This window comes from Bacillus sp. SIMBA_074 (assembly GCF_046534555.1).
Lineage (GTDB): Bacteria > Bacillota > Bacilli > Bacillales > Bacillaceae_G > Bacillus_A > Bacillus_A mycoides.
Map to the genome: position 1 here is coordinate 1 of NZ_JAWRYM010000055.1, position 15184 is coordinate 15184.

At 36.9% G+C, this 15184-nt stretch carries 17 protein-coding genes; 8 read left to right on the top strand and 9 right to left on the bottom strand.

From position 1 onward, the window contains the following. Positions 1 to 555: 555 nt before the first annotated feature. Both SB773_RS29255 and SB773_RS29260 read left to right on the top strand, forming a co-directional pair. Positions 556 to 1239, top strand: coding sequence for an MgtC/SapB family protein (locus SB773_RS29255; RefSeq protein WP_002034530.1), 684 nt, complete (start codon positions 556 to 558; stop codon positions 1237 to 1239). 95 nt (positions 1240 to 1334) lie between these two features. Then, positions 1335 to 2330, top strand: a complete 996-nt coding sequence (locus tag SB773_RS29260) for a potassium channel family protein (RefSeq protein WP_410593696.1) — start codon at positions 1335 to 1337, stop codon at positions 2328 to 2330. On the opposite strand, the gene SB773_RS29265 is transcribed toward SB773_RS29260, so the two are convergent. Continuing rightward, positions 2317 to 2730: a YugN-like family protein gene (locus SB773_RS29265; protein ID WP_002131278.1), complete on the bottom strand. Its 414-nt coding sequence runs from the start codon at positions 2728 to 2730 to the stop codon at positions 2317 to 2319. The two genes, SB773_RS29260 and SB773_RS29265, sit on opposite strands and share 14 nt — an antisense overlap. Before the next feature lie 108 nt (positions 2731 to 2838). Continuing rightward, positions 2839 to 4191, bottom strand: a complete 1353-nt coding sequence (locus SB773_RS29270) for a glucose-6-phosphate isomerase (RefSeq protein ID WP_002015845.1) — start codon at positions 4189 to 4191, stop codon at positions 2839 to 2841. A 283-nt stretch (positions 4192 to 4474) separates the two neighbouring features. Between SB773_RS29270 and SB773_RS29275 the strand changes: the two genes are divergently transcribed. Beyond that, positions 4475 to 4708: a DUF378 domain-containing protein gene (locus SB773_RS29275; protein WP_002034535.1), complete on the top strand. Its 234-nt coding sequence runs from the start codon at positions 4475 to 4477 to the stop codon at positions 4706 to 4708. Between the two features lie 112 nt (positions 4709 to 4820). Here SB773_RS29275 and yugI read toward each other — a convergent pair whose 3' ends face one another. The 3 genes from yugI to SB773_RS29290 form a co-directional block, all read right to left on the bottom strand. Beyond that, positions 4821 to 5165: a S1 domain-containing post-transcriptional regulator GSP13 gene (gene yugI / locus SB773_RS29280; RefSeq protein WP_002015848.1), complete on the bottom strand. Its 345-nt coding sequence runs from the start codon at positions 5163 to 5165 to the stop codon at positions 4821 to 4823. A gap of 253 nt (positions 5166 to 5418) precedes the next feature. Beyond that, positions 5419 to 6609, bottom strand: a complete 1191-nt coding sequence (locus SB773_RS29285; protein ID WP_002129685.1) for an aminotransferase — start codon at positions 6607 to 6609, stop codon at positions 5419 to 5421. Continuing rightward, positions 6606 to 7103: an Lrp/AsnC family transcriptional regulator gene (locus SB773_RS29290; protein WP_002129688.1), complete on the bottom strand. Its 498-nt coding sequence runs from the start codon at positions 7101 to 7103 to the stop codon at positions 6606 to 6608. The genes SB773_RS29285 and SB773_RS29290 overlap by 4 nt, the downstream gene beginning before the upstream one ends. Before the next feature lie 276 nt (positions 7104 to 7379). Between SB773_RS29290 and SB773_RS29295 the strand changes: the two genes are divergently transcribed. Together SB773_RS29295 and SB773_RS29300 are read left to right on the top strand one after the other, a co-directional pair. After that, on the top strand, positions 7380 to 8360 hold the full coding sequence (locus SB773_RS29295; RefSeq protein ID WP_002034537.1) for a 2-hydroxyacid dehydrogenase: 981 nt from the start codon (positions 7380 to 7382) through the stop codon (positions 8358 to 8360). A 263-nt stretch (positions 8361 to 8623) separates the two neighbouring features. After that, positions 8624 to 9463 carry an alpha/beta fold hydrolase gene (locus tag SB773_RS29300; protein WP_002034539.1) on the top strand — a complete coding sequence of 280 codons (840 nt, stop codon included), beginning with the start codon at positions 8624 to 8626 and terminating at the stop codon, positions 9461 to 9463. 365 nt (positions 9464 to 9828) lie between these two features. Here SB773_RS29300 and SB773_RS29305 read toward each other — a convergent pair whose 3' ends face one another. Then, positions 9829 to 10080 carry a YugE family protein gene (locus SB773_RS29305; RefSeq protein ID WP_215574070.1) on the bottom strand — a complete coding sequence of 84 codons (252 nt, stop codon included), beginning with the start codon at positions 10078 to 10080 and terminating at the stop codon, positions 9829 to 9831. Positions 10081 to 10197: 117 nt separating this feature from the next. Between SB773_RS29305 and SB773_RS29310 the strand changes: the two genes are divergently transcribed. After that, entirely contained in the window at positions 10198 to 11349 is a 1152-nt protein-coding gene (locus SB773_RS29310) for a MalY/PatB family protein (protein WP_367960362.1), read from the top strand. A gap of 118 nt (positions 11350 to 11467) precedes the next feature. Here the strand turns inward: SB773_RS29310 and SB773_RS29315 are convergent, their stop codons facing one another. Together SB773_RS29315 and SB773_RS29320 are read right to left on the bottom strand one after the other, a co-directional pair. Further along, entirely contained in the window at positions 11468 to 12007 is a 540-nt protein-coding gene (locus SB773_RS29315) for a superoxide dismutase family protein (protein ID WP_410593703.1), read from the bottom strand. Positions 12008 to 12075: 68 nt separating this feature from the next. Continuing rightward, complete coding sequence (locus tag SB773_RS29320; RefSeq protein ID WP_000982763.1) at positions 12076 to 12252, bottom strand: hypothetical protein; 177 nt, start codon at positions 12250 to 12252, stop codon at positions 12076 to 12078. A 172-nt stretch (positions 12253 to 12424) separates the two neighbouring features. On the opposite strand from SB773_RS29320, the gene kapB reads away from it, so the two are divergent. Beyond that, positions 12425 to 12808: a kinase-associated lipoprotein KapB gene (kapB, locus tag SB773_RS29325; RefSeq protein ID WP_001209324.1), complete on the top strand. Its 384-nt coding sequence runs from the start codon at positions 12425 to 12427 to the stop codon at positions 12806 to 12808. A 40-nt stretch (positions 12809 to 12848) separates the two neighbouring features. Here the strand turns inward: kapB and kapD are convergent, their stop codons facing one another. Beyond that, complete coding sequence (gene kapD / locus SB773_RS29330) at positions 12849 to 13472, bottom strand: 3'-5' exonuclease KapD (RefSeq protein WP_410593706.1); 624 nt, start codon at positions 13470 to 13472, stop codon at positions 12849 to 12851. Positions 13473 to 13762: 290 nt separating this feature from the next. On the opposite strand from kapD, the gene SB773_RS29335 reads away from it, so the two are divergent. Next, positions 13763 to 15088, top strand: a complete 1326-nt coding sequence (locus SB773_RS29335; protein ID WP_002145115.1) for an ArsB/NhaD family transporter — start codon at positions 13763 to 13765, stop codon at positions 15086 to 15088. Positions 15089 to 15184: the final 96 nt, after the last annotated feature.

Below are 15184 nucleotides of genomic sequence, written 5' to 3' on the forward strand. Positions count from 1 at the left end.
TAAAGTTAGTTTGTCTAGCATCTAAAAATAAAAATTGACGTTCACGTTGTTTGTTTCGTTCAGTTTTCAAAGAACTTATCTGCCGCTCCAGAAGCGACTTCATCATATTAACATCTTCATTTTCCGATGTCAACTATGTTTTTCAATTTCTTTTTTGTCGTTTTCTGCGTTTCTGCATCAGCGACGTTTATTAATATATCATGTGGAAAAATGAAATGCAACACCTTTTGAAAACTTTTTTAAAACCAACTACACTTCTTTTTTAATATCATATACTTAAACGAAACATCTCTTTCATTTCTAAGTAATTCCTACATATATTCTATAGAAAGTCACTCTGTCAAAAAACGTTTCTTTCTATATAAAGTGAAACTTTAATCAGTGTGGGGTGTTCATCCCCCACTGATTATTAGCCTTCACCAATCGGGCATTTACGGGCAGTCGTCCCCCACCTAACTTTCTCGCATTCGGCGGATTTTGAGGCGGGGCTTACTGCCCGCAAATAGTGGGATAAACGTTTTATTCATATACCATATCATACAAGGAGGAATATACATGGACTACACCGACTTATTAATAAAACTAGGTCTCTCGGCTATTTTAGGATTCGCTATCGGTTTAGAGCGCGAATTAAAACGTAAACCACTCGGCTTAAAAACGTGTTTAGTTATTTCTATTATTAGTTGCCTCCTAACCATTGTTTCTATTAAAGCAGCTTACAACTTACCACATACCGATCATATGAATATGGATCCACTTCGACTTGCCGCTCAAATTGTATCAGGAATTGGTTTTTTAGGTGCCGGTGTAATTTTACGCAGAGGAAACGATAGTATTGCGGGGTTAACGACCGCCGCTATGATTTGGGGTGCTTCTGGCATCGGCATTGCCGTTGGAGCTGGTTTCTATATCGAGGCTATTTTCGGAATGTGTTTCCTTATGATTAGTGTAGAACTTATACCATTAGCGATGAAATACGTCGGTCCTAGATCATTTCGCCAACGTGATATCGCAGTGAAACTCGTTGTACGAAATATGGACAATATCCCGACCGTAATTGAAGAAATAAAAGAAATGGATATAAAAGTTAAGAACATGAAGCTCAAAACATTGGAAAATGGTTCGCACTATTTACATTTAAAATTGTCTATCGATCAAAAAAGACATACTGCTGATGTTTATTATGCTCTTCAGCATCTTGAAAGTGTTCAACAAACTGAAGTTGAAAGTATGTATTAATTATGAAATGAACTCTCTTTTTAATTAGAGAGTTTTTCTTTTTTCTATAATGGTAACAATGAATGTAGTCCTGAAAAGTAAGGAGGAATAGGAACTTGAAATCCCGTCCGAATTTAGTAGATACATTTCGTGATTCCATTATTTTTCGTTTAATTTGCTTTATTATTGTACTTACTGCCTTCTCCGGCTTTCTTATACATATATTAGAGCCATCTCACTTCACCACATGGTTCGACGGGGTTTGGTGGTCAATCGTTACCATTTTCACCGTTGGATACGGCGATTTCGCCCCCCATACAACGATAGGAAAACTTATTGGTATATGTATTATTTTATTAGGAACGGGATTTTGTTCTTATTATATGGTTCTATTCGCTACCGACATGATTAATAAACAATATATGAGAATTAAAGGTGAAGCAGCTGCTACCTCTAATGGTCATATGATTATTATTGGCTGGAATGAGCGTGCAAAACATGTTGTAAAACAAATGCACATATTACAACCGAACCTTGATATCGTTTTAATTGATGAAACACTTTCTTTACTTCCAAAGCCATTTCATCATTTAGAATTTATAAAAGGTTGTCCGCATCACGATCAAACTTTATTAAAAGCTAACATTACAACAGCTCACACTATATTAATAACAGCGGATAAAGAGAAGAACGAAAGCTTAGCAGATACACAGTCCATTTTAAATATTTTAACTGCAAAAGGACTTAATCCAAACATTCACTGCATCGCTGAACTTCTTACTTCTGAACAAATCCAAAATGCAACGAGAGCTGGCGTATCAGAAATTATAGAAGGAAATAAATTAACGAGCTATGTATTTACCGCTTCTCTTTTATTCCCTTCCATTTCAGGTGTACTATTCTCACTTTACGATGAAATCTCTGATAACAAATTACAACTGATGGAGATTCCCCCGTCCTGCACCGGACAATCCTTTGCAAATTGTAGCTATACTCTTTTAAAGCAAAACATTCTCTTACTAGGTGTAAAGCGCGACGAACAATATATGATCAATCCAGTTCATTCTTTCATTCTCATCGAAAGCGACATACTCATCGTTATTCACCATTAAAAAAATGATTTTCTAGTTCTTGTACCAATACTTTACCAATATTGACATACTTTCTTTTCACATCTCCATCTGGATCTTGCGGCTCCGCAAATTGATCCAATCCACTCGTTCCAGCTGTTAAAGCATTAACATTATCATCTAGTTCGTCTTGATATACGTGCGAAAGAATATACGGTGTTTCAAGACGGACTATTACACCAGGCACATCTAGTTCCCCATCCACCGCTGTAAATGGTACGCGTAAAAATTGATACCCTTCTTCTTCGTCGATTTTATAATCAAAGCATCCTTTATCATAATCCCAATTACCGCCAATACTATATCCAAGTGGTTTCATAACCTCTTCTAACTTATATAACGCATATGTACATCCTTCTAATTTTGATTGAATCGGAATCAAGCCCATCCCTCCTAGACTTTTCCTTTAGCATACCCATTCTAGTTTGAATATACCGATGTACCTTTCAATAAAATAATAAAAAGCGACCGGAGACCCGATCGCTTTTCATTATTTTAAACGCTCTTCTAATTCTGCTTTTAATTCTTCAAATCCTGGTTTACCAAGTAAAGCAAACATGTTTTTCTTGTATGCTTCTACTCCTGGTTGGTCAAATGGATTTACACCTAATAGGTAGCCGCTCATCGCACATGCTTTTTCGAAGAAGTATACAAGGTAACCGAATGTGTACTCATTTAATTCAGGGATGTTTACGATTAAGTTTGGTACTCCGCCATCGCTATGTGCAAGTAATGTACCTTCGTATGCTTTTGTGTTTACGAAGTCTATCGTTTCACCAGCAAGGTAGTTTAATCCATCTAAATCGTTGTCGTCTAATTCGATTTTTAGTTCGTGTGTAGATTTACCTACTTTAAGAACTGTTTCGAATAGGTCACGACGACCTTCTTGAATGTATTGACCTAATGAGTGTAAGTCAGTTGAGAAGTTTGCTGAAGATGGGAAAATACCTTTTTGATCTTTTCCTTCACTTTCACCAAATAACTGTTTCCACCACTCAGAGAAGTAGTGAAGTGCTGGCTCATAGTTAACAAGCATTTCAATTGTTTTCCCTTTATTATATAGAGCATTACGAACTACTGCGTATTGGTAAGCTGGGTTTTCTTCAAGTTCTGATTTCGCGAAATCATTATGACCAGCAGCTGCACCTTTCATCATCTCTTCAATGTTTAGGCCACTTACAGCGATTGGCAATAAACCTACTGGTGTTAATACAGAGAAACGACCGCCAACATCATCTGGAATAACGAACGTTTCGTAGCCTTCATTATCAGATAATGTTTTTAAAGCACCGCGCGCTTTATCTGTAGTCGCATAAATACGTTTGCGTGCTTCTTCTTTTCCATACTTTTCTTCTAATAATTTACGGAAAATACGGAATGCGATTGCAGGCTCTGTTGTTGTACCTGATTTGGAAATAACGTTAATAGAAAAGTCTTTACCTTCTAGTACGTCCATTAAATCTTTCATGTAAGTGGAGCTAATGTTTTGTCCAACAAATAGCACTTGTGGAGTTTTACGTTGTTCTTTAGAAAGCGTGTTATAGAAAGAATGGTTTAACATTTCAATTGCTGCGCGTGCTCCTAGGTAAGAACCACCAATACCTACAACAAGTAAAATGTCAGAGTCATTTTTAATTTTTTCTGCGCATTTTTGAATGCGAGCGAATTCTTCTTTGTCATATTGAAGCGGAAGCTCTACCCACCCAAGGAAATCGTTCCCAGCTCCAGTTTTTTCGTGGATTGCATGATGTGTTACTTTTACTGCATCACGTAAATAAGTTAGTTCATTTTCACCGATGAAGGATAACGCTTTAGAATAGTCGAACGTTACATGTGTACTCATCTTTTTCCCTCCAATTATGTATATGTATTTCTGTATTCACTTTAGCGAAACTAAAGTTGTAAATCAAGCGATTCAACAATTGTAAACGTAACCATTATTTATTTTTTAGAAAAAGTTCATTTTTTGCATAAAAATTCGAATTTTTCGGTATAGATGTATATACATCGTTTTTCGTACATTTTTCATGTATAAAAACAACAAAACTATACCATTCTATAAAGGAGTTAAATTTTCTTATTAACTCCTTGCTTGCTCACGCTTCACATTAAGGGGGGGACTTTTCATGAGTACCTTGCAACGTATCGCATTAGTCTTCACTGTAATCGGCGCTGTTAACTGGGGACTGATCGGGTTCTTCCAGTTTGACTTAGTAGCGGCTATTTTCGGGGGACAGAACTCAGCTCTTGCACGTATTATTTACGGCATCGTTGGTATTTCTGGGCTTATCAATCTCGGCTTACTATTTAAACCATCCGAGAATCTTGGTACTCACCCAGAAACACATGAAATTCAATAGTCAGTATGTCTTTTTCGCCTCCGACATACGAATATGATTGCATGCAATCATATTTGCAAATATATATATCATAAGTCACAGTAAAAGAGGAACGCTCATATGCGTTCCTCTTTTACTTTATTACCTCCGACTCTTCAATCCATTCTGCTAGCTTTTCTCGCAGTGTATTAAATCCGTTCTCTGATGGATTCGGTATAAGAATTCGTCCTTGCTTTCTTTTCGCCGCTTTTAACGATAAACTCATTTTTCTGTGTTCTTCATCAATTGAAAGTACTTTTACTTCTACTGTATCTCCGACCTTTAAAAAGTCATGAATGTCTTTTACATACCCATTTGTGATTTCAGATATATGCACAAGTCCTTGTGTTTCTGCATCCAAAGCTACAAATGCACCGTAATCTTGAATTCCAGTTACTTTCCCTGTTACAACCACTCCCGTTGTATATTGTTCTGACATGTGAAACACTCCCATACGTTTACCATTTTCTCTACAATTGTAAATAGCAAAGCAGATGTATTTATTGTTAAATATCCGATTAGTGAGTAAGTATCCTAAGTAAAACACCGAGGATACTCCCACCTTATATTAGTAAATTATACCACTTTGATAGAACTCATTCAAAATTCACGAAAAAATTTTCTGTAATACGTATAATTCTCCAATATTAGGATAGAATACTAACACATGGCTTTCTAGTATTCCCCCCCTTTTATGGACAAAACGTATTGTGTTTTGTCCTTTTTTTATTCTCTATGAACCGTTCCATTCTCTTCATTGCTTCCATAAGTTGCTCAAGCGATGTTGCATATGAACAACGAATAAATCCTTCACCACTCCCGCCAAACACATTTCCAGGAACAACAGCCACTTTTTCTTCTAATAATAATTGTTCTGCAAATTCTGCTGAAGATAGTCCGGTTGAAGCTATAGAAGGGAAGACATAAAATGCCCCGCCTGGCACATGACATGTTAAGCCCATTTCATTGAAAGATGTCGTCATAAAGTTACGACGTTTTTTATAGCTATCTCTCATTCGAATTACTTCATCATTTCCCCCGCGTAATGCTTCAAGCGCTGCAAATTGAGACATCGTTGGTGCACACATCATTGAATACTGGTGGATTTTGAGCATTAATTCTGAAAATTGAACAGGGGCTGCAATCATCCCAAGACGCCATCCCGTCATGGCAAACCCTTTTGAAAATCCTGAAATTAAAATCGTATGGTCACGCATATTTTTAATACTCGCGAAACTCGTATATGCTTCGTCGTATACGAGCTCTGCATAAATTTCATCCGATAACACGATTAAATTATACTTCTCAACAATAACTGCTAGCTTTTCTAATTCGGATTTATTTAACATTGCGCCTGTTGGGTTATTGGGAGAACAAAGTAATATTGCCTTTGTTTTCGTTGTAATAGCTGCTTCAATTTGATCTGGCTGTACTTTAAATTCATCTTCTAATGAAGTCGCCACTGGAACTGGGACCCCGCCCGCTAACGTAACAAGCGGTGCATACGAAACGAAACTTGGTTCAATAATAAGTATTTCATCATCAGGGTTTACAATAGCACGCATCGCTACATCTAGCGCTTGACTCGCTCCAACTGTAACAATGATTTCATCATTCGGATCATAAGATACTGCAAATTGTTTTTTTAGATACTTTGCTATTTCTTGACGGAGCTCCAATAATCCTGCATTTGCTGTATATGACGTATATCCTTGTTCTAAAGAACGAATACATGCTTGCCTTACATTCCAAGGTGTAACAAAGTCCGGCTCTCCCACTCCAAGTGAAATAACGCCTTTCATACTTGCCGCTAAATCAAAAAACTTTCGTATACCGGACGGTTGTAAAGATTCTGCTACTCTAGATAGGTCAAATTGCTTCACGGTGTCACCACAATTCTCTTATCATCATCTGTCTTTTCATAAATAATCCCCTCATGTTTATACTTCTTCAAAATAAAATGAGTTGTCGTTGAAACGACAGATTCAATTGTTGCTAATTTCTCAGAAACAAACATCGCTACTTCTCCCATCGTCTTTCCTTCTAATGTAATAGAAAGGTCATATGTCCCAGACATTAAATAAACGGATTTCACTTCTGAATAGCGATAAATTTGTTCAGCTACTGCATCAAAACCGACACCACGCTTCGGTGTAACTTTCACATCAATCATCGCCGTTAAACCAGTATGTTCTTTCACTTTTGTCCAATCGATATGTGTTACATAGTCCACGATAATCTTTTCACTTTCTAATTTCGCAACCATTTTTTTCACTTCTTCTACTTCTATATTTAACAACTTCGCTAATGTATCTACAGATAAACGACTATTCTTTTCAAGACAAGCTAATAATTCCAATTCTTTCTCTGTCACCATATAAATCATCCTTCCTTTTAGTTTCTGTCTAAATTATACAAATACTCTTTCCAATTTGAAAAGAAGATTTTTTTAGTGAATTATGTCAAAATAAAGTGAAACTTTAATCAGTGGAAAGACTCACCCCGCTGATTATTATTTGAACCAATCGAGCTTTTACGGACCGTTGCTTTCCCACCTAACCTCTTTGCTTAAGCTGCTTTTGAGGCGGGAGGCTTACTGTCCGTTAAATCGGGGTAAAGTGAAACTTTAATCAGTGAAAAAACGCAGGATAAAGTGAAAGGGGATGGAACCGTGAAACCAAAAGTATATATTGCCGAACCAGTTCCAACATTTGTAGAAAACTATTTATCAGAACACTGTGATTTTGAAAAATGGGATCAAAACGAGAAAGTACCTCGTGATGTTCTGTTGGAAAAAATAAAAGATAAAGATGGGTTATTAAATTTCGGATCTACTATAAATGAAGAATTATTGCAGGTTGCTCCTAATTTAAAAGTAGTAAGTAACATTTCTGTTGGCCATGATAACTTTGATTTAAAAGCGATGGAAAAACAAAATGTTATCGGAACGAATACTCCATATGTGTTAGATGATACAGTAGCCGATCTCGTTTTCGCTCTTATGTTATCTGCTGGTCGCCGTGTTTGCGAACTCAATTCCTATGTAAAAAATGGTGAATGGAACGCTGAAATTGGAAAAGAACACTTCGGACTAGATGTACATCATAGTACGATTGGTATTATCGGAATGGGACGAATTGGAGAAGCTGTCGCAAAACGAGCGAAATTCGGCTTTGATATGAATGTCCTTTACTATAACCGTCGCCGTAAAGAAGAAGCTGAGCAAAAATTTGATGCTACATATTGTGATTTACAAACTTTAATCAAACAATCTGATTTTATTATTCTTCTTACTCCATTAACAGATGAAACGTATCATCTTATCGGTGAAAAGGAATTTTCACTAATGAAAGAAACAGCAATTTTCATTAATGCTTCTCGCGGGAAAACAGTAGATGAAACTGCATTAATTCATGCGTTAACAGAAAAGAAAATATTTGCAGCCGGCATCGACACATTTACACAAGAGCCGATTCAAAAAGAGAATCCGCTCTTATCATTACAAAACGTTGTAACTTTACCGCACATCGGATCTGCAACATTAAAAACTCGGCAGCAAATGGCAATGACAGCTGCTGAAAATTTAGTAGCAGGATTACAAGGAAAAACACCACCTAATATTGTGCGTGGGTAATTATAAAGTGAAACTTTAATCAGTGGGGGTTTTGTCCATCCCCCACTGATTATTAGCCCTCACCAATCGGGCTTTTACGGGCAGTTATCTCCCACCTAACTTCCTCGCATTCGCCTAATTTTGAGGTGGGAGTCTACTGCCCGGTAAATAGCGGGATAAATAAGCGAAAGGCAAGATGACGATGTCATCTTGCCTTTTTTTGTTAACATATTTTGTTTCTTGCCGGGAGATGATATGAACAAAAATCAATGGAGTGACAAAAAATGAACCATGAATGCAAATGCCCTTACTTCACTTTTTCCACTCGCGGGACTACTATTCATTACGAATTGTATGAACATAATACTAAAAAAGAACGACCTACTTTCGTACTCGTTCACGGCTTCCTCTCTTCCTCATTTAGCTATCGACGACTCATTCCTTTACTAACAAAGGAAGGTACAGTAATTGCCCTTGATTTACCACCATTCGGAAAAAGTGATAAATCTCATCTCTTTAAATATTCTTATCACAATTTAGCAGCTATTATTATCGATTTAATCGAACATTTATCTCTCTCGAATATTGTATTAGTTGGCCATTCTATGGGCGGACAAATTTCACTCTTTGTAAACCGACTACGCCCTGAATTAATTTCAAAGACGATTTTACTATGTAGCTCTAGTTATTTAGCACGCGCAAACTTACCTTTACTGTACTCCTCTTATTTACCGTTCTTCCACTTATACGTGAAGAACTGGATTATTCGAAGGGGCATCGTCCATAATTTAATGAATGTCGTTCATGACCATTCATTAATTGACAATGAAATGATGGAAGGCTATGCTGCTCCTTTTTATGATGATCGTATATTCCCTGCTTTAACTCGAATGATAAGAGACCGTGAAGGTGACTTATCTTCAACTGAATTACAAAAAATCGAAACCCCAGTATTACTCATTTGGGGTGAAAAAGATCGCGTCGTCCCTGTACATGTAGGACACCGTCTCCATAAGGACCTACCTAATTCAACTTTCATTTCTTACGAAAATACAGGGCACTTACTACCTGAAGAAAAGCCCGATCATGTTTATGAAGAAATTATTACGTTTGCGACGCAATAAAGTGAAGCTTTAATCCGTGGGAGGCTCTATTCCCACGGATTATTAGCCTTCACCAATCGGGTTTTTACGGGCAGTTTGATTTCTCGCCTAACCTCTTTGCTTCAACTGAATTTTGAGGCGGGAGTCTTACTGCCCGTTAAAACGGGATAAAGTGAAGCTTTAATCCGTGGGAGGCTCTATCCCCACGGATTATTAGCCTTCACCAATCGGGTTTTTACGGGCAGTTTGATTTCTCGCCTAACCTCTTTGCTTCAACCGAATTTTGAGGCGGGAGTCTTACTGCCCGTTAAAACGGGATAAAGTGAAGCTTTAATCAATCAGCACAAATGAAAATAAACAAAAAGGCTGTCGTAAATTCCGACAGCCTATAACGAACAACTTCCGCCTTCTTTTAGTACGAGTAACTCTACTGCTAATTTTTCGCATTTTTCAAGTGCAGGTACTTCTTCAAAAGACATAAAGTATATATGTTGAATCTTCTTTGCGATGTATTTCGGATCATCAAACACACTTACGATGTTTACAACATCGCTCGCTTCTGTTTCATAAAACTCCGGTCCCATTTGAAACGGATCCCAATTTTTCACAACCTCAATCATTTTGTCATATGCACCCATCTGCTTCCCGCCTTTTCACTTTTTAATGCTTTTCTTTATCGTATCACATCAGCTATTCTATAAGAAGAGTGAAAATTTTCATAACTTAACAGTTTGACAGAAGAAAGGAGCAAACATATGCAACTATTTCATAAAACGGTAAATCGTCGCGGAACGCATAGTACAAAATGGGATACATATAAAAATGAAGAACTCATCCACGCTTGGATTGCCGATATGGATTTTGAAGTACCAAAACCAATTCAAACTGCATTACAAAAACGCACAGAACATCCTATTTTCGGCTATACACTTCCTCCTGAAAATATTGGGGATATCATTTGTAATTGGACGAAAAGCCAATACAATTGGGAAATACAAAAAGAATGGATTGTATTTAGCGCAGGTATCGTTCCAGCTCTTAGTACGAGCATACAAGCTATAACGAAAGAAGGAGAAGCAGTACTCGTACAACCTCCTATTTATCCACCATTTTTTGAAATGGTCAAAACAAATAATAGACAATTATGTGAGAGTCCCTTGTTTAAACAAAATGGCATATATAAGATAGACTTCGAGCATCTAGAAACTCAATTTAAACAAGGTGTAAAACTAATGCTTCTTTGCAGCCCTCACAATCCTATCGGGCGCGTTTGGACGAAAGAGGAGCTAACAAAACTCGGTACGTTATGTACGCAATATAATGTAACCGTTGTCGCGGATGAAATTCACGCCGATATTATTTATAGAGGCCATACTCATACACCGTTTGCTTCTTTATCTGAAGAATTAGCAGCACGCACTATTACTTGTATGGCTCCGAGCAAAACATTTAATATCGCTGGATTACAAGCATCGATCATTATTATTCCGAATGAAAATCTCCGTAATGCCTTTATGTCTATCCAATATAGACAAGGATTCCACGGATTAAATACATTTGCTTATACAGCAATGCAAAGTGCCTATACAGAATGTAATGATTGGCTAAATGAAATTCGATTGTACGTTGAAGATAACGCTCAATTTGCTTGTAAGTATATTCAAAATCACATACCAGCTCTTTCTGTAATTAAACCAGAAGGTAGTTTTTTACTGTGGATTGATTGTTCCCACTTGGATCTTTCTCAAGATGAACGAACAGCATTGCTTGAAGAGAAAGGTAAAATCATCGTTGAGCCTGGTGAGAAATACGGAACAGGTGGAGAAGCCTATATCCGAATTAACATTGGCTGTCCTAGATCTGTTTTAGAAGAAATTCTAAACAGACTACACCATACATTCTCATAACAAAAAAGGAGGCTATCCCAAAATGATTTTGGGATAGCCTCCTTTTTTTCGATAAATCGATATAATTCCACTTACTATCATGCAGTTTTACAACAAAATCTACCATTCAAGGTAGCTTCTATTTTTTCTTCATAGCCGACACTTTTTTTACGATAACACCGCAAGCAATTCGGCCACCAGATTTACCAGTTGGTTGCGTCATACCATCATCAGCGTTTTCTGTAATAATAATAGACGCTCCATCTTTTCTATGAATCGTCGTTTTTCCTTCTTCAAGCGTTATATACGGAGCATCGATTTCTGCTTTAATCTTTCCCGAACCGTCTGCAACTACGTTCGGTAAATCACCATTTTCTGCACCTTTCGGATTCAAGAGCCCATGTTTTTTATTATCCGGATTAAAATGATTCCCAGATGATTCGAAACTAGGCGCTTTACATTCTCCGATTTCATGCACATGTATCCCGTGTGGTCCTGGTGTAAAGCCTTCCGCTTTAATCGTAATTTTCACTCCACTTGTTTGCTGAACTACTTTTGCAGTCCCAACTTCATCACCTGAAGCATTATGTAATTTCACATCAATTTCTTTCGGCTTCCCTTGGTCACAACCCGCCATTAGAAATAATAAACAACAACTGAAAAAAAGCCGTCTTTTCATTCAATTCCCTCCAAAATGCTTTCTGCCCTTAGATTGTCCGAGCATAGAGGGAAACATACAAAAATGAATTACTGTTTCTTTTCAGCTAAAAGCTTTTCTTCTACTTTCTGTAATCGCTCTGCTTCTCGTTTTGATACACGAATAAACATACGCCACGTAGCAACCGCACCGATGATAAATAGAACGCAAACAATACCCGGAATAATATACTCCGTTTTATCTTCAGGAAAATATAAAGGCATCATACAGAACACTCCTTATCAGGGAATTTATGAAAAAAATTAACATCAGAATTTTCTGTTATATCATTTTAAATTATAGTTGAAGCCTGTCATATTCTCAAGGACATTCAAAAAATCAACTGATTTCTTTGACTCCTTCTTATACTTTCCTTACTATAAACTTGAGGTGAAAAATATGAGAGAAACATTTGAAATTGGTGAAATCGTTACTGGTATTTATAAAACTGGAAAATACATCGGCGAAATTACAAATAGCCGTCCTGGCAGTTACGTCGTAAAAGTACTAGCTGTTTTAAAACATCCAGTGCAAGGTGATTTACATAATGTAAAACAAGCTGACGTACCATTCTTCCATGAAAGACGTGCTTTAGCTTTTCGTGAACAGACGAACATTCCAGAGCAAATGGTGAAGAAATATGAAGGAGAAATTCCGGATTATACAGAGTCACTAAAATTAGCATTAGAAACTCAAATGAATTCATTTTCTGAAGATGATTCACCTTTTGCGGGGCGTAGTCTAGAAACACTTCAGCAATTGAAGCAAGATTACAAACTTTAAAAAACAAAACGACCAAATTACATATTTTGCAATTTGGTCGTTACTGTGTACTCACTTTCTTTAACACTTTCGAAAAATCAACAAGTTCCCCTAATGTCGGAGGTGCTGGTTTGACTAAATACTCTTTATCTTTTTCTACTAACTTAAAAATATTATATGTCGTCATCGCATCATCAAGCGCACAATGATGCTTTCCTGTTCCTGCTTTTCCATACGCCTCAATTGCTTTCCACAGCCCTGTTTGATTTCTCTCTCCAAAAAACTTCTTATACTCAAGCGATAAATCACGAAACTGTCCAAAGAATGGAAATTCTACTCCCGCCATTTCACAGTTATGCTTTAAGACTTTCATATCCATATTTCCCCACGTTACAATTGTCGGTTTACCACTCTTTTCATATTCTGCAAGTTTCTCAACAAGTTCATGAAAAGAAATTCCTTTGTCCACTACTTCCTGTTTAATTCCTAAAAATTTTTTACATCGATCCGTTAAAGACGGAAATGTTTTCGGTCTAATATGCGATGAATACGTATCTTCCACCTTACAACCAACAACTGAAACGAGTCCGACCTCAATAATTTCTGGGAAAAAACCTTTGGGCTTTTTTCTATGCTGGGGCATCGTAAACTCAAAGTCTAAAAACAAAAATCGTTGTTCATCCATACGATCCCTTCCTTATCATATTTGTCATTCCTTTCTATTTGACACTCCTACACGAACAAGCTCGAATGCTGATTCGATTTTAAATATTCAGATTGGATGTATCTTATATATATGTCAGATGCCCACAAATATTTTTAAAAATAAGAAAAAATGACCTATGCAGAAAATATGACAAAATAAACCCTTTCATTTACATCCGCCATTTTTCTACTTTATAATGACGTTATGTGTGTTTCATCTAGTTAATTTTTTGACACACTAAGAAAAGTGAATGAAAGGAGATGAGAGTTTTGCACGAAACAACGCAAGAACTCGCAAACTGGCAGTATTATTTCGCTATCGCAGTCTTTTTAATTACATATGCCATTATTATTTCTGAAAAAATTAACCGTGCTGTCATCGCACTTCTTGGTGCAGCATTCATGGTAATTGCAGGGGTCGTTGACTTACACAATGCCTTTACGAAACATATTGAATGGGGAACAATTACATTACTCATCGGTATGATGATACTGGTAAACATTACAAGTAAGTCAGGTGTCTTCCAATACGTTGCCATTAAAGCCGCAAAAGGAGCACAAGGAAATCCAATTAAAATTTTAATTTCACTTTCCTTACTTACCGCGCTCGGCTCCGCATTTTTAGATAACGTTACAACAGTACTTCTTGTTGTTCCAGTTACTTTATCTATTACGCGCATCTTGCAAGTAAATCCTGTTCCATATTTACTTTCTGAAATTATTTTTTCAAATATCGGAGGAACAGCAACATTAATTGGTGATCCGCCAAATATTATGATTGGTTCTGCAAATAAGCATTTAGATTTCAATGCTTTCTTATTCAACTTAGCACCTATCGTAATCATCATTATTGCTGTTACAGCAACAATTCTTTACTTCATGTACCGTAAGCAATTAATTGCTGATCCTGTACAAATTAAAAAATTAATGAGCTTAGATGAAAAACAATACATTAAAGACCCAGTATTAATGAAGAAATCTTTAACAGTACTTGGCCTTACTATTTTAGGTTTCATGACTCATTCTATTTTCCATATTGATGCAGCTATCATCGCCTTAACTGGCGCTACTGTACTTATGCTAATCGGTGTGAAAGAGCATGAAATTGAAGAGGTATTCGCAAGTGTAGAGTGGGTAACAATCTTCTTCTTCGCGGGACTATTCGTACTCGTTGGAGGACTTATTGATATCGGGCTTATCAAAATGTTAGCTCAAAAAGTAATTGGAATAACAGGCGGAGATATTTCTCAGGCATCTATCCTTGTTCTATGGGTATCTGGTATCGCCTCTGCAACAATCGATAACATTCCATTCGTTGCAACAATGATTCCACTTATTAACGATATGGCAGTTGGGCTAGGTTTATCACCTTCTGACGCACAAATCGACGTACTATGGTGGGCATTAGCACTAGGTGCTTGCTTAGGTGGAAACGGAACATTAATCGGAGCTTCTGCTAACGTAATCGTAGCCGGAATCGCAAGTCGTGAAGGACATAAATTCAGCTACATGGAATTCCTTAAAGTCGGCTTCCCAATTATGATCGTTTCATTAATCATTTCTCATATTTACATTTACTTACGCTATCTTATGTAGTAGAAAAAAGCGCCCTGCTCTGAAGTGACCCCTAAAAGTTAGACACGGTTATTTCATTAGGCAACTTGATCCAAATGAGTCCGGTATTGTACCGGG

Bases quoted from the DNA above. Each gene is read 5' to 3' on its own strand.
- SB773_RS29275 (WP_002034535.1), top strand. From the start codon at position 4,475: ATGAGTACCTTGCAACGTATCGCATTAGTCTTCACTGTAATCGGCGCT.
- SB773_RS29315 (WP_410593703.1), bottom strand. From the start codon at position 12,007: ATGAAAAGACGGCTTTTTTTCAGTTGTTGTTTATTATTTCTAATGGCG.
- yugI (WP_002015848.1), bottom strand. From the start codon at position 5,165: ATGTCAGAACAATATACAACGGGAGTGGTTGTAACAGGGAAAGTAACT.
- kapB (WP_001209324.1), top strand. From the start codon at position 12,425: ATGAGAGAAACATTTGAAATTGGTGAAATCGTTACTGGTATTTATAAA.
- SB773_RS29320 (WP_000982763.1), bottom strand. From the start codon at position 12,252: ATGATGCCTTTATATTTTCCTGAAGATAAAACGGAGTATATTATTCCG.
- SB773_RS29300 (WP_002034539.1), top strand. From the start codon at position 8,624: ATGAACCATGAATGCAAATGCCCTTACTTCACTTTTTCCACTCGCGGG.
- SB773_RS29290 (WP_002129688.1), bottom strand. From the start codon at position 7,103: ATGGTGACAGAGAAAGAATTGGAATTATTAGCTTGTCTTGAAAAGAAT.
- kapD (WP_410593706.1), bottom strand. From the start codon at position 13,472: ATGGATGAACAACGATTTTTGTTTTTAGACTTTGAGTTTACGATGCCC.
- SB773_RS29255 (WP_002034530.1), top strand. From the start codon at position 556: ATGGACTACACCGACTTATTAATAAAACTAGGTCTCTCGGCTATTTTA.
- SB773_RS29270 (WP_002015845.1), bottom strand. From the start codon at position 4,191: ATGAGTACACATGTAACGTTCGACTATTCTAAAGCGTTATCCTTCATC.
- SB773_RS29310 (WP_367960362.1), top strand. From the start codon at position 10,198: ATGCAACTATTTCATAAAACGGTAAATCGTCGCGGAACGCATAGTACA.
- SB773_RS29305 (WP_215574070.1), bottom strand. From the start codon at position 10,080: ATGGGTGCATATGACAAAATGATTGAGGTTGTGAAAAATTGGGATCCG.